This is a genomic window from Bacillus sp. Nf3, from assembly GCF_003028545.1.
Taxonomy (GTDB): Bacteria; Bacillota; Bacilli; order Bacillales; family Bacillaceae; genus Bacillus; species Bacillus safensis.
This window is the reverse complement of sequence record NZ_PYUA01000140.1, coordinates 1-506: the sequence shown is the minus strand read 5'-3', so window position 1 is coordinate 506 and position 506 is coordinate 1. Positions and strand designations below refer to the sequence as shown.

General features: G+C 65.4%; 1 protein-coding gene. It reads right to left on the bottom strand.

Annotated features, from left to right (window positions below; all coding sequences use genetic code 11):
- Positions 1-266 precede the first annotated feature (266 nt).
- A partial coding sequence (locus tag C9414_RS21215; protein ID WP_142398103.1) for a TonB-dependent receptor occupies positions 267-506 on the bottom strand: 240 nt, incomplete at its 5' end.

The window sequence follows — 506 nt, the reverse complement described above, 5'->3', positions numbered from 1 at the left end:
GCATGCCCGCACCGCTCAGCGCCCACCCGATCATCGCGGCCGCCGGGCCGGCACTGCGGGCCACGTTCTGTGGCAGCGAGAAGATGCCCGCACCGACCATCGAACCCACCACCAATGCGGTCAGTGCGGCCAGGCCGAGACGTTGGGTGGAAGCGGGCATGGGCGGAGCTCCGGTCAGGGACTGCATCATCGCTGTTGCCGCGTGTGTACAAAAGCACAGGCCCGGGGATGAACCCGGGCCTGTGCAGGTGACGCGCCGCGATGGATCAGCGGAAGGTGTACTTGGCGCCCACGGTGAAGTAACGGCCCAGTGCACCGGTGAAGTGCATCGGGTTGTAGTTCACGCCGCCGTAGGTGGTCGGATCGAGCGGTGCGATGCGGTCGAACACGTTGGCCACCGAGGCATTGAGCTCGAAGGCGTCGGTGATGTTCCAGCGGCCGGACAGATCGAAGGTGGTGAACGAAGAGATCTTCGTCACCGGCGTGCCATCCTCATAGAACGCCTG